This is a genomic window from Streptosporangium sp. H16, assembly GCF_051918855.1.
In the GTDB taxonomy this organism is placed as follows: domain Bacteria; phylum Actinomycetota; class Actinomycetes; order Streptosporangiales; family Streptosporangiaceae; genus Streptosporangium.
The window spans coordinates 1-12,862 of sequence record NZ_JBPXMD010000037.1 but is presented as its reverse complement, the minus strand read 5'-3'; the positions used below and the strand labels follow the sequence as shown (position 1 = coordinate 12,862).

Genomic DNA, 12,862 nt, shown 5'->3' with positions numbered 1-12,862 from the left:
TGACCCCGTGCCGTGCTCTCGTGAAAACAACTCAATAACACTGCAATAACGGATGAGACAGGTGCGGATCATTACGATTCACGAAAAGGATCACTATGCCGGTAACGGTTGAGAAACGGGAGCTTTCCTGATCGGGTCCGGTCCGCGACGATGAGAGACATGGCAGTGCTGCGCACGCACGCGTCCCGCCGTTCCACCGAGGGTGTCGAGAATGTGGCCGCCCAGCTTGTCCGCTGGCCGGACCTGGCGCTGAAACGCACCAGGAAGGGGCTGGGATTCCGGGCCGGAGGCAGGGAGATCGTCAGGATGTCCGGCGATCACACCGCGGAGCTGCTCCTCACCAAACCCATGATCGAAAAGTGGGCGCGGGTGCTCACCGACTGCCATCGGATCACCCCCGGCGCCGACGCCGGATGGGTGGCCATGTCCATCGAGGGCCGGGCCGACGCCGAGTTGTTCCTCTCGCTCGTCAGCGTCGCGATCAAGGTCAACCAGGGCCCGCGGTAGCGGCGTCGTCCGGGCCCACCGTGGCCGACGTCGGCAAAGGGCGGCGGCGGGCGTGTCATCCGGGGTTCGCGATGGCCGGCATCGGTCCGAAGCGGCGGTGGACGGTGCCGGCCGAGGGCGGCGGTAGGCGGCGTCAGCCGAGGGTCGCGGTGGCCAGCCTCACCCCGAAGCCGATGAACAGCGCGCCCACACCCGTCCGCAGCCCGGCCGACAGTCCGCGGCGGGCCCGGAACCGTCCGGCCAGGAACGTCCCGCCGAAGATCAGCGCCGACAGGTAGAGCACGCTGAACAGCTGGCAGATCGCGCCCAGGATCAGGAAGGACACCGCGGGGGTGCCGTAGGCGGGGTCCACGAACTGGATGAAGAACGAGATGAAGAACAGGATCGCCTTCGGGTTCATCAGGCTGACGATCAGGGCCTTGCGGAAGGGGTTCTCCGTGATCCCCTCCCGGCCGGGAGCCGCCTCCGCGGCCTCGCTCCCGGTGTCGGGCGAACGCCACGAGCGCCAGGCCGACCGGAGCATCTGGAACCCGATCCACGCGAGGTAGGCCGCACCGGCGTACTTGACGACGTTGAACAGGAGCGGCGTCGACTTCAGCAGGGAGGCGGCCCCCGCCGCCGCCAGCACCATCAGGACGGTGTCGCCGACGAAGACCCCCATCGCCCCCCGGTACCCCTGCCGCACCCCGCGCTGGGCGGCGGTGCTGAGCACGTACAGCGAGTTCGGGCCGGGTAACAGGATGATGAAGAAGGCGCCGACCACGTAGGTCCAGATGTCGGTGATGCCGAAGAACACGTCGATACTCCAGGGGGCGTTACGGATGCGTCATTACCGTATCGCCTAAAGGTGCTTATCTTCCTTTCCGGGTTTTCCGGACGCCATGCGCAGGGTTGCCCGGACGCCATGCGCCGTGTCGCCCGGACGCCATGAGTGACCGGCCGGGGGAGCGCGGCGGGTGAGGGGTCGCCGTGCCGTTCCTCCGCGTGCCCTGGGGCGGGCGCCGGAACGCGCCCGGCACGGCATCGGAGACTGACGTTTTTGGGCCTTGTGGCAAGGGTCTGTCAAGGCTACGATCGCGACAACTCTTAGGAAACTTTCCTAAAAGAAATGCCGACTGGGGGTGCCTGTGGCCCGCGCCTCCCCTCCGACCCATGTCCAGCTGCGAAAACTCGACGGCGGCAGCCGTCACTGCTGAAGGTCCGACCGTCCGGACGCCTCACCCCCCAGGTTCCACGTCCATGGGAGCGATCATGCGGCGCACCTTTTCCTTACTTGTCCTGACTGCGGCTGCAAGCCCTCACCGGGGCCTGCCCACCCCCGTCTCCGGCGACACGGCCGTCCCCGCCATCGCGGCCTCCGCCGTGCCCACTGCGGCCCGTCCTCGAAGCGCCGGCACCGGATCCCCTCGGCACCGCACGCCGGCCGACGGTGTCCGGAGCGCGTGACGGCGGTCCAGGCGCCGGCGACCCGGTGACGACTCGCTGAACCCGGCGGTCTTCGGTGTCCCGCGCCGATCAACGGAACGCTCCCCGGTCGGAGCCGTGCCCACCCCGCCGTACGGCCCGCGTCCACGTTCGCGCCCGCGCACCCCCCGCGTGGCGCGGGTCGTACGGTCACCCCCCACGGAATGCATGAGGTCAACGTGAAATTACGCGCCATCGCTCGTTCTCTCGTCGCCCTGGCGGCCCTCGTCCTGGCGATGACGGTCGCGCTCCCGGCCCAGGCCGCCTCGGCGACCGCCGTCTTCACCAAGGTCTCCGACTGGGGTACCGGTTTCGAGGGCAAGTACACGATCACCAATGGTGGTACGACGACGATCAACGGCTGGTCGGTGGCCTTCGATCTGCCTTCGGGGGCCAATATCGGGGCCTTCTGGGACGCGTCGTTGAGTCGTAGCGGGCAGCGTTTCACCTTCACCAATGTCGGCTGGAACGGCACTCTGGCGCCCGGTGCGACCGCGAGTTTCGGTTTCAACGGCAGTCCGGGCGGTGTGACCCCGTCCAACTGCACCCTCAACGGCGCGGCGTGCGGCGGCGGCGGCGTCCCCGGCACCCCGGGCGTGCCCGGCACGCCGTCGGTCACCGGGACGACCAACTCCTCGATCTCCCTGTCGTGGGGTGCCTCCAGCGGCACCGTCACCGGCTACCGCGTCTACGAAGGATCCACGCAGCGGGCCCAGGTCACCGGCACCAGCGCCACGATCGGCTCCCTCGGCACGTGCACCTCGCACACCTACACGGTCAAGGCCTACAACGCCCAGGGCGAGTCGGCGGCCAGCGGCGCGGTGAGCGCCACCACCACCGGCTGCACCGGCGGCGCCCCCGGCAAGCCGGGCACGCTGTCGGCGACCGGCGGCACGAACAGTGTCGCGCTGTCGTGGGGCGCGTCCTCGGGGACGGTGACGGGTTACCGGGTGTACGAGGGGACGACGGTCAGGGCGACCGTGACCGGCACGAGCGCGACGGTGTCGGGGCTGGGCGTGTGCGAGGCGCACACCTACACGGTGGCGGCGTACAACTCGGCGGGTGAGGGCCAGAGGAGCGACCCGGCGAGCGCGACCACGAACGGCTGCACCGGCGGCGGCCCGCTGCCCAAGCACTTCCTCACCGGCTACTGGCACAACTTCGACAACCCGGCCGTCGAGCTGCGGCTGTCGGCGGTGCCCAACGAGTACGACCTGGTGGCGGTCTCCTTCGGCGAGGCCACCGCCACCCCAGGTGAGGTCGTCTTCGCCGTGGACCCGGGCCTGTCCGCCTCCCTCGGCGGCTACACCGACGCCCAGTTCAGGGCCGACGTGCAGACCCTCCACTCCCGTGGCAAGAAGGTCATCCTCTCGGTCGGCGGCGAGGCGGGCCGCGTGCAGGTGGCCAGCGCCGCCGCCGCGACCAAGTTCGCCGACACCGTCTACGCCCTGATGCAGAGCTACGGCTTCGACGGCGTCGACATCGACCTGGAGAACGGGCTCAACTCCACCTACATGGGCCAGGCGCTCCGATCGCTGCGGGCCAAGGCGGGCGCGAACCTGATCATCACGATGGCGCCGCAGACCATCGACATGCAGTCCACCGGCGGCGAGTACTTCAAGCTGGCGCTGGCCATCAAGGACATCCTCACCGTCGTCCACACCCAGTTCTACAACTCCGGCTCCATGCTCGGCTGCGACCAGATGGCCGCCTATTCGCAGGGCTCGGTCAACTTCATGACCGCGCTGGCCTGCATCCAGCTGGAGAACGGCCTCCGCCCCGACCAGGTGGCGCTCGGCCTGCCCGCCGGACCCGGCGCGGCGGGCGGCGGGATCGTCGCCCCCGCCCTGGTGAACCAGGCCCTGACCTGCCTGGCCACCAGGACCAACTGCGGCAGCTTCGTGCCGCCGCGCACCTACCCCGGGATCCGTGGCGCGATGACCTGGTCCATCAACTGGGACGCCAGCAACAACTGGAACTTCTCCAGGACCGTCAAGCCGCACCTGGCGACCCTGCCCTAGCACCCGGAACCTCCTCACCTCCCGCCCCCGGACCCCCGACCTCCCGATCTCCGGACCTGCCCGGCACCGCGCGACCCGCGACCGGGCAGGCCCCGGATCCCGTACCTCGAACACCTCGCCTCTTTCGACCCCCGGCACCTCGCACCCTCCGGCACTTCGCACTCCCCAACACCTCGCACCCCCCAACCGAGGAAGAGCCATGAGATTTCGACGAACGCTGACCGCGGTCCTGGCCGCGCTCGGCATGTCACTCGGCCTGTCACTGGTCGCGACCCCCGCGTTCGCAGCGCCCCCCACCGCCGTCTTCACCAAGGTCTCCGACTGGGGTACCGGTTTCGAGGGCAAGTACACGATCACCAATGGTGGTACGACGACGATCAACGGCTGGTCGGTGGCCTTCGATCTGCCTTCGGGGGCCAATATCGGGGCCTTCTGGGACGCGTCGTTGAGTCGTAGCGGGCAGCGTTTCACCTTCACCAATGTCGGCTGGAACGGCACTCTGGCGCCCGGTGCGACCGCGAGTTTCGGTTTCAACGGCAGTCCGGGCGGTGTGACCCCGTCCAACTGCACCCTCAACGGCGCGGCGTGCGGCGGCGGCGGCGTCCCCGGCACCCCGGGCGTGCCCGGCACGCCGTCGGTCACCGGGACGACCAACTCCTCGATCTCCCTGTCGTGGGGTGCCTCCAGCGGCACCGTCACCGGCTACCGCGTCTACGAAGGATCCACGCAGCGGGCCCAGGTCACCGGCACCAGCGCCACGATCGGCTCCCTCGGCACGTGCACCTCGCACACCTACACGGTCAAGGCCTACAACGCCCAGGGCGAGTCGGCGGCCAGCGGCGCGGTGAGCGCCACCACCACCGGCTGCACCAACCCGCAGCCGCCCGGCAAGATGCCCGGAGCCCCTTACCTCTACATGGGCTGGGGCAACCCGCCCAACCCCGCCACCGTCATGAGCGCCACCGGCGTGAAGTCCTTCACCATGGCGTTCATCCTGTCCAGCGGCGGCTGCAACCCCGCCTGGGACGGCAACCGGCCGCTGACCGGCGGCACCGACCAGGCCGCGATCAACCAGATCAAGGCCGCGGGCGGCAGCGTGCAGATCTCCTTCGGCGGCTGGTCGGGCAACAAGCTCGGCCCGAACTGCTCCACCCCGGCCGCCTTCGCCGGAGCCGTGCAGCAGGTCATCAACGCCGTCGGCCCGGCGGTCGTCGACTTCGACATCGAGAACACCGACGAGTTCGAGAACTACACCGTCCAGGACCGCATCCTCAACGGCCTGAAGATCGTCAAGCAGAACAACCCGAACGTCAAGATCGCCGTCACCTTCGGTACCGGGATCAACGGCCCGAGCTCGACCGGTGTCCGCCTGATCAACCAGGCCAGGGCGCTCAACGTCCCGATCGACAACTACACGATCATGCCGTTCAACTTCGGCGCCTCGAACATCTACAACGCCACCGTCAGCTCCGCCGAGGGCCTGAAGAACGCGCTCAAGGCCGCCAACGGCTGGACCGACGCGCAGGCGTACGCCCGGATGGGCATCTCCGGCATGAACGGCCTGTCCGACCAGCAGGAGCTGACCACCGTGGCGGCCTGGACCCAGATCCGCGACTGGGCCAGGTCCAAGGGCCTGACCCGCTTCGCCTACTGGGCGGTCAACCGCGACCGTCCCTGCCCGGGCGGCGGCGTGACCTCCACCTGCAGCGGGATCGCCCAGAACGACTGGGACTTCACCCGCGTCACCGCCGGCTTCTGAACCGGCACGACCCGCACGACCCGTACGGCCGGCACGACCCGTACGGCCCGCACCCCGCCCGGGGTGCGGGCCGTACCCCCAGGACACCCTCCTAAAGATCTTTGCGGGGTAAATCGGATGTACCTCAGGAAACTCGCCGTGGCCGCCGTACTGGCGCTCAGCGGGACGATGCTGGCCGCGACACCGGCCCACGCGGCCAACATCGCGACGAACCCGGGCTTCGAGAACGGGCTGAGCGGGTGGACCTGCTCCGCCTCCTCGGGCGCCACGACCGTCTCCTCACCCGTACACGGCGGGACCAGGGCCCTGCAGGCGACACCGGCGGGGAACGACACCGCCCGCTGCCAGCAGACGGTCAGTGTCAGGCCGTCCTCGGCCTACACCCTGTCGGCCTGGGTCAGGGGCGGCTACGTCTTCCTCGGCGCGACCGGAACCGGCGGGACCGACCCCAGCACGTGGACGTCCTCGCCGTCGTCCTACGCCCAGCTGTCGACCTCGTTCACCACCGGCGCCTCGACCACCTCGGTGACGATCCACGTCAACGGCTGGTACGGCCAGGGCGTCTACCAGGCCGACGACGTCGTCCTCGACGGAGCGCCGGGGCAGGGACAGCCTCCCGCGGCGCCCACCGGCCTCACCGGCACCGGCAACGCCACCACCGCCTCGCTGAGCTGGAGCGCCTCCTCGGGCGCGACCGGCTACAACGTCTACCGCGACGGCACCAGGGTCGGCACCGCCACCGGGACCACCTTCTCCGAGACCCCCGGCACCGGCACCCACTCGTACCAGGTGAGCGCGACGAACGCCTCGGGCGAGTCGGCGAGGTCCGGCGCGGTCTCCGTGACGGTCGGCAACGACCAGCCACCGCCCCCGTCCGTACCGTCGGGGCTGGCCGCCACCGTCAGCGGCACGAGCGTCTCGCTGAGGTGGAACGCCTCCTCGGGCGCCACCGGCTACAACGTCTACCGCAACGGGACGAGGGTCGGCACCCCCGCCGCGACCTCCTACACCGACACCCCGGGCGCGGGGACGCACAGCTACCAGGTGAGCGCCTCCAACTCCGCCGGTGAGTCGGCGAGGTCCGGCGCGGTCTCCGCGACCGTCACCGGCACGCCCCCCGGCAACCTGCCCAAGCGGGTGCTGGTCGGCTACCTGCACGCCTCCTTCGCCAACGGCTCCGGCTACATCCGGATGGCGGACGTCCCCAACGAGTGGAACGTCATCAACCTGTCCTTCGGCGAGCCCACCTCGGTGACCTCCGGGGACATCCGCTTCACCCAGTGCCCGGTCGCCGAGTGCCCCAACGTCGAGTCCGAGGCCGAGTTCATCGCCGGGATCCGGGCCAAGCAGGCGCTCGGCAAGAAGGTGCTGATCTCGATCGGCGGCCAGAACGGCCAGGTCCAGCTGAGCACCACGGCCGCGCGCGACAAGTTCGTCCAGTCGGTGGGCGCCATCATCGACAAGTACGGCCTCGACGGGCTGGACATCGACTTCGAGGGCCACTCCCTCTATCTCGACAACGGCGACACCAACCTGTCGGCCCCCACCACCCCGGTCATCGTCAACCTGATCTCCGCGCTCAAGACCCTCAAGGCCAGGTACGGCGCCAGGTTCGTGCTGACCATGGCCCCCGAGACGTTCTTCGTCCAGCTGGGCTACCAGTTCTACGGCCCGGGCCCCAACGGCTCCGCCGACCGGCGGGCCGCCTCGTACCTCCCCGTCATCCACGCGATGCGCGACGACCTGACCCTGTTGCACGTCCAGGACTACAACTCCGGACCGATCATGGGACTGGACAACCAGTACCACACCATGGGCGGCCACGACTTCCACGTCGCCATGACCGACATGCTGCTCGCCGGCTTCCCCATCGCGGGCAACCCGAACAACGTCTTCCCCGCCCTGCGCCAGGACCAGGTCGCCATCGGCCTGCCCGCCGCCCCGTTCGCGGGTAACGGTTTCACCACGGTCGCCGAGGTCCAGAAGGCCTTCGACTGCCTGGCCAAGGGGACCAACTGCGGCTCGTACCGGCCGAGAGGGGTCTACCCGAACCTCCGCGGCCTGATGACCTGGTCGATCAACTGGGACAGGTACAACGCCTTCGAGTTCTCCCGCAGCCACCGGGCCTATCTCGACGGCCTGGGCTGAAAGCCCCTCGCCGCCGGGGGAGACGGACTTCCGGCGGCGAGGTTCCCCCCTCCGCGCCTCCTCACGTCCGCGGGTGTCCGGTGTCCCGAAGCGGTCGCCCGTCGTGACGGCCCGGATTCCGGAGGCCGGGAAAACTGGCAGAGTGGTCTCGGTTTGGAGATCCGGGTGGCTGGTTGGTCGCCAGGTCCGGCAGGCTAGGGGCCGTCATGGACTACGCAATTCTCACGGGGTTCGTCCTCGTTCTCGGTGTCGTGCTCGCCCTGGTCGCGCAGTGGAAGGGCTGGAGACCCTCGCTGCTGGTCATCCTGGGGGTCGGAATCGCCTTCCGGGTGCTCATCATGGCCACCTCGGCGGTGGACACCTGGCAACCGGTCGACTTCATCAACAGCTTCAAGCCCGCCGGCGAGGCGGTCCTGAACCGTGAGGACCCCGTTCTGGGCAGCTCGGGAGGCTGGCACTTCCTGCCGACCATCCCCTACGTCTACGGCCTCCTGCTCTGGCTGGGCATCCCCTGGGAGATCGGCGGTCGCCTGGTCACCGTGGTCGCCGACATCGTGCTGATCCCGCTGGTCGGCAAGCTCGCCGGTGGGCCTAACGCGTCGCTGCGCGCCTTCCAGTACGCCTGCAACCCGCTCGCCATCCTCGTCGCCTCCGTCCACGGCCAGGTCGAGCCGGTTGCCCTGGTCTTCGGCGTGGCCGCCTTCGTCGTGGCCCGAGGTCCCGGCGACCCCCACCGGCCGGGCATGACCACCAGCCCGCTCGCGCTGGCACGGCAGAGCGTCGCCCTGCACGGCCTCGCCGGCGCCGTACGGCACGCCTTCGGCCCCGAGGGGGTGCTCCGCGGGGCGCTCACCCCGCGCCAGGGCGACCGGCAGTCCCTGCGCCGCGCCCTGTTCGCGGGACTGCTGATGGGACTGGCGCTGTGCGCCAAGAGCTGGCCGATCTGGCTCATCCCCGGCATGCTCCTGCTGCTGCCCACCTTCCGCGCCCGCGCCGTGGCGTTCGTGGCCACGGGCATCGCGCCGGTCTTCTTCCTGGTCACCCTGCCGATCTTCGCCGGCACCTCGCTGAGCCAGATCCCCGAGGTCATCCGGGTGATCCAGGACGTCCGCCCGATCGTCGGACAGTGGGGCTGGACCGCCATCGGCATGAACGGCGTCAACGACCTGCACCAGGGGTTCGCCACGTTCGGCACCCGCCTGATCTACGTCACCATGCTGGCGACGGCTCTCGTGTGGCGTCGCGCCGACCCGATCGACCTCACCACGGCGCTGCTGCTCGCCTTCATGGTCGTCACCCCCAGGCTCGGCGCGCAGTATCTCCTGTGGTTCATGCCGTTCCTGATCGCCCGTCCCACCCGCTTCGCGTGGCCCGCCATCATCGGCGTCTCCCTGTGGGCGGGCTACGGCTACCTCTACATGACGCAGTTCGACTCCGCCACCTGGCGAAGTCTCCACGTCGTCTGGTCGCAGGCCTCCATCGTGCTGCTGCCGATCCTGGCGCTCGCCATGCCGTGGGGGCGCCGCGTCCCCCGCGCACCCGTCGCCTCCCCCGAGGGACCACCCCCCTCGGCACCCGTTCCGGCGTCCGCCTGACGTCTCGCGGCGTCCGGACCCCGATGCCCGCCTGAACGGGGCCGCTCCTTCCCACCCGGCCCCGTGCTCCGCCCTCGGCCCTGTGGCCCGTCCGGGCCACCCGCTCTCGAGCACGCCCGTCCCGCCGCCCAGCCACTGCCGCGTGACGGGGCGGCGGGGCGGCCCGGGAGGCTGATAAATTCCGGTTCTGTGACGAGCACCGTGGAAATCTTGCGTTACACCGCTTTCACCCACGACCCCGAGGGGGGAAACCCCGCCGGGATCGTCCTCGACGCGGCCGGGCTCTCCGACGCGGAGATGCTGGCCGTCGCCGCCGAGGTCGGATACTCCGAGACGGCGTTCGTGACCGCACGCGACGACGAGCGACGCGCCTTCCGGGTCCGATACTTCGCCCCCTCGGCGGAGGTGGCGTTCTGCGGGCACGCCACGATCGCCACCTCCGTGGTGCTGGCCGAACGCCTCGGGACCGGGCGCCTGGCGTTCGACACCAACGCGGGCGAGATCGTCGTCGACACCGAGATCGCCGACGACGCGCTCCTGGCCACGCTCACCAGCGTCCCCACGCACTCACGGCCCGTCACGGAGGACGCGCTGGAGGAGGCCCTCGCCGCCCTCGGCTGGTCCCGCGACGATCTCGACCCGGCCTTCCCTCCGCACGTCGCGTTCGGCGGCGTGGAGCATCTCGTGGTCGCGGCCTCCTCGCGCGAACGCCTGGCCGGCCTCGACTACGACTACGAGCGGCTGAAGGCGCTGATGACCCGCGAAGGCTGGACGACGGTGAACCTGTTCTGGCGGGAGAGCGACGAGCGCTTCCACGCCCGCAACCCGTTCCCGGTCGGGGGCGTCGTGGAGGATCCCGCCACCGGGGCCGCCGCCGCTGCCTTCGGCGGCTACCTGCGTGTGCTCGGGAACGGCTCCTCGGAGTTCACGGTCATCCAGGGGGTGGACATGGGGCGGCCCAGCACGCTGAAGGTCTCGATCGCCTCCCCCGACGGCCGGAGCCGGGTGAGCGGCGGAGCGGTCGCGCTGGAGACCGCCTGACCCGCACCGGTCCGGTCAGGTGGTCCCGCCGCCTGGCTGGTCGAGCAACCGGCTCAGGGGCACCCCCGCCAGCCGCCGTACCTCGTTCGCCATGTGCGCCTGGTCGGCGTACCCGCTGACCGCGGCGACCTCGGCCGCCGTGACGCCGCGCCTGGCCAGCCGCAGTGCCCGCTGGAACCTGACCACCCGCTGCAGCACCTTCGGGCCGTACCCGAAGGACCGCAGGGACCGGCGCAGGAACTGTCGCTCGCCGAACCCCAGGTCCCAGGCCACCTCCCTGACGCTCCGGCCCGCCCGCAGTGCCTCGGCGATCGCGGGCGCGGCCGGGTCGGGGCCGGGCGCCGCGCGCAGCCGCACGGCCAGCGCCCGCTGTACGACGTCGGAGAACGGCTCCGGCCGCCGGACCCCGGCCGGCCCGCTGGACGGCTCCGGCTCGGCCTGCGCGGTGAGTGGTTCCAGCTCGGCCAGCTCCGCGAACGGCCCCAGGTCGGACAGCGGCACCCGCAGGTCGCGCAGCCTGTCGAGCGGCACGCCGAACAGCTCGCCCACCGCGCCGGGCCTGAACCGGATCCCCGTGTAGCGGTTACCCGGCGTCATCCGGACGGATTTCGGCCCCGTGTCGGGCCCCGCGACAAGCGTCCCTTTCGGTCCCCAGATCAGATCCACGCAGCCGTCGGGCACGACCAGCTGCGTCATGACGGAGGTCGCCTCGTTGCTCCACACGCAGGCCACCCGCCCGGCGAGGCGGGAGTCCGGCGCCCACTCGCGATACATGACCTCAGGGTACGGGCGAAGGAATCCTCCCCTGCCCCCCGCCTGGTTCCTTCCCCGTGCCGGGTTGCCCGTCGCCGGGGACGTCCCCGGAGACGAGAGCGGCGGCCCAGTCACCGTCGGGGTCGCTGTCGATCAGCAGCGCCCGGGTCAGCAGGCTGAGCGGGATGGCCAGCAGCGCGCCCAGCGGGCCGAGCAGGAACGTCCACAGGATGAGCGAGAGGAAGGTCACGGTGGTGGACAGGCCGACGGCGTCGCCGAGGAACTTCGGCTGGATCAGCGACTGCACCACGAAGTTGATCAATATGTAGGCGGCGATCACGAAGATCATGGTTTTCGGCCCGCCCTCCAGGAGACCGAGCAGGGCGGGCGGGATCAATCCCAGGATGAAACCGACGTTGGGGATGTAGTTCGTGATCAGTGCCAGTACTCCCCAGAGGAGGGGGAGTGGCACGCCGAGAATCCAGAGTGCGGCCACGTCCAGTGCGGAGCAGATCAGCCCGAACCCCGTCGAGACCAGGAGATAACGACGGGTCTTGTGGCCGAAGTTGCTGAGTGCCTCGATGAGCAGGGGCCTGCGCGCCGCTCCCATGGCGAGGATCCTGGAGAAGGCCTGAGCGTCCAGGCACATGGCCAGGAGCAGGACGATGACGAGGACCAGGCCGGAGAACACGCCCAGCAGTCCTGAGACGAATCCCTGCGCGAGCGCGAAGATCTTGCCGGGGTCGAAGGAGTTGATCGCCTCGTTCATCTGCTGGGTGCCGATGCCGAGCCTGGCCGCTTGCTGTTGCGCCTCCGCGACGAGCTGGTTGAACTGCGCGTCGTAGGTGGGCGCGAGGGCCGCCATCTGCGCGACCGCCACGGTCAGGATCGCCACCATGCCCAGGAGCACCAGCAGCACGATCGCGAGGGGGATCGCCACCAGCGTCCACCCGGGAGCCCCACGTTCGCGAAGCCATGTTCTCACCGGGGATACCGCCAGGACCAGAACCAGGGCCAGCAACACCGGCCCGATGATCGACCCGATCTCCCTGATCCCCGCCAGGGTGACCACGGCGCCCGCGGCGCAGAGAAGTACGACGAGCGCCCTGGGCAACACTCTTTGGTCCGTCATGACGGATCTCTACCCAGCGGGTGAGAAACACGTCATGGCAGGGCGCGCTCTTCGATTTGACGGAGCTCGGCGGCGTACATAGAGTTCACAGGCCCGAGGGGGTCGGCGGAGATCGCCGGAGCCTCGGGACCCTCCTTCTGATCACCTCCTTCGTCGGGGCGCCTGCGTCACGCCGAAGTCCGGTTGGACAACGACCGGATGTTGGAGTAAGTTAGAGGGGTTGCCCTGGAAACGGGGCAGTCGCAATCCTAGCGGGTTCGGCGGGATCGAGTCGAGAGTCGGAAATCCGACAGTTTGACACGAAACCGGCACTTCCGATAAGATAGTGACACGAAATGGAACGCCCCGGAGTTCTGCCCGACCACTTGGTCGGGTCAGGGTGATGGTGTACGCGTCCGTTTCTTGAGAACTCAACAGTGTGTTAAAAGCCAGTGCATGAAGC

General features: G+C 69.7%; 9 protein-coding genes. 6 read left to right on the top strand and 3 right to left on the bottom strand.

Features of this window, described 5'->3' with window-relative positions:
• Positions 1-159: 159 nt before the first annotated feature.
• Positions 160-507 (top strand): luciferase domain-containing protein, encoded by a 348-nt coding sequence (locus tag ACTOQ2_RS37250; RefSeq protein WP_440073137.1) that lies wholly within the window; start codon positions 160-162, stop codon positions 505-507.
• 133 nt (positions 508-640) lie between these two features.
• On the opposite strand, the gene leuE is transcribed toward ACTOQ2_RS37250, so the two are convergent.
• Positions 641-1,303 (bottom strand): leucine efflux protein LeuE, encoded by a 663-nt coding sequence (gene leuE / locus ACTOQ2_RS37245; protein WP_440105676.1) that lies wholly within the window; start codon positions 1,301-1,303, stop codon positions 641-643.
• A gap of 847 nt (positions 1,304-2,150) precedes the next feature.
• On the opposite strand from leuE, the gene ACTOQ2_RS37240 reads away from it, so the two are divergent.
• The 5 genes from ACTOQ2_RS37240 (at position 2,151) to ACTOQ2_RS37220 (ending at position 10,535) form a co-directional block, all read left to right on the top strand.
• A complete protein-coding gene (locus tag ACTOQ2_RS37240) occupies positions 2,151-3,992 on the top strand; it encodes a cellulose binding domain-containing protein (RefSeq protein ID WP_440105674.1) in 1,842 nt (613 codons plus the stop codon).
• A gap of 199 nt (positions 3,993-4,191) precedes the next feature.
• A complete protein-coding gene (locus ACTOQ2_RS37235; protein ID WP_440105672.1) occupies positions 4,192-5,751 on the top strand; it encodes a cellulose binding domain-containing protein in 1,560 nt (519 codons plus the stop codon).
• Positions 5,752-5,868: 117 nt separating this feature from the next.
• Positions 5,869-7,899: a carbohydrate binding domain-containing protein gene (locus ACTOQ2_RS37230; protein ID WP_440105670.1), complete on the top strand. Its 2,031-nt coding sequence runs from the start codon at positions 5,869-5,871 to the stop codon at positions 7,897-7,899.
• Between the two features lie 206 nt (positions 7,900-8,105).
• A complete protein-coding gene (locus ACTOQ2_RS37225; RefSeq protein ID WP_440105668.1) occupies positions 8,106-9,494 on the top strand; it encodes a hypothetical protein in 1,389 nt (462 codons plus the stop codon).
• 201 nt (positions 9,495-9,695) lie between these two features.
• Positions 9,696-10,535 carry a PhzF family phenazine biosynthesis protein gene (locus tag ACTOQ2_RS37220; RefSeq protein WP_440105666.1) on the top strand — a complete coding sequence of 280 codons (840 nt, stop codon included), beginning with the start codon at positions 9,696-9,698 and terminating at the stop codon, positions 10,533-10,535.
• A gap of 15 nt (positions 10,536-10,550) precedes the next feature.
• Here the strand turns inward: ACTOQ2_RS37220 and ACTOQ2_RS37215 are convergent, their stop codons facing one another.
• Entirely contained in the window at positions 10,551-11,309 is a 759-nt protein-coding gene (locus tag ACTOQ2_RS37215; protein WP_440105664.1) for a DUF6597 domain-containing transcriptional factor, read from the bottom strand.
• A 4-nt stretch (positions 11,310-11,313) separates the two neighbouring features.
• Positions 11,314-12,420, bottom strand: coding sequence for an AI-2E family transporter (locus tag ACTOQ2_RS37210; protein ID WP_440105662.1), 1,107 nt, complete (start codon positions 12,418-12,420; stop codon positions 11,314-11,316).
• Positions 12,421-12,862 lie beyond the last annotated feature (442 nt).

Coding starts and splice junctions, on each gene's coding strand:
- ACTOQ2_RS37250 (WP_440073137.1), top strand. CDS start 160: ATGGCAGTGCTGCGCACGCACGCGTCCCGCCGTTCCACCGAGGGTGTC.
- ACTOQ2_RS37235 (WP_440105672.1), top strand. CDS start 4,192: ATGAGATTTCGACGAACGCTGACCGCGGTCCTGGCCGCGCTCGGCATG.
- ACTOQ2_RS37230 (WP_440105670.1), top strand. CDS start 5,869: ATGTACCTCAGGAAACTCGCCGTGGCCGCCGTACTGGCGCTCAGCGGG.
- ACTOQ2_RS37225 (WP_440105668.1), top strand. CDS start 8,106: ATGGACTACGCAATTCTCACGGGGTTCGTCCTCGTTCTCGGTGTCGTG.
- ACTOQ2_RS37215 (WP_440105664.1), bottom strand. CDS start 11,309: ATGTATCGCGAGTGGGCGCCGGACTCCCGCCTCGCCGGGCGGGTGGCC.
- ACTOQ2_RS37210 (WP_440105662.1), bottom strand. CDS start 12,420: ATGACGGACCAAAGAGTGTTGCCCAGGGCGCTCGTCGTACTTCTCTGC.